A 341-nucleotide genomic window follows, 5' to 3' on the forward strand; every position below is an offset into this window, starting at 1 on the left:
ATCGCCACCGCCGAGGGTGTCTGACTCAACACCGACACCTGTTCGGCGACCAGCAACGCGTGCAGGTCTTCCGGGGAGGCAGATGCGGACTCGGGCACCACCACCAGACGCCCGCCATGCAGCAACGCACCCCAGATCTCCCAGGCCGAGACATCGAAGGCCAGGGAATGCCATTGCGACCACACTCCCGTCGCGGCCAGTTCGTCTGGCAGCGACCCCATCAGCTGAGTGACGTTGTGGTGGGTGATCGCCACGCCCTTGGGGGTGCCGGTGGTTCCGGACGTGTAGATCAGGTAGGCGACATCGTTGGGGCCCGGCATCGTCAGTCCTGCGGCCGAATA

General features: G+C 65.4%; 1 protein-coding gene. It reads right to left on the reverse strand.

What is annotated here, in order from left to right:
* On the reverse strand, window positions 1-341 hold a 341-nt coding region (locus tag BST27_RS30940), incomplete at both ends, for an AMP-binding protein (RefSeq protein WP_139805535.1).

Origin of the sequence: Mycobacterium intermedium, from assembly GCF_002086275.1 — a bacterium.
GTDB classification, from domain to species: Bacteria; Actinomycetota; Actinomycetes; order Mycobacteriales; family Mycobacteriaceae; genus Mycobacterium; species Mycobacterium intermedium.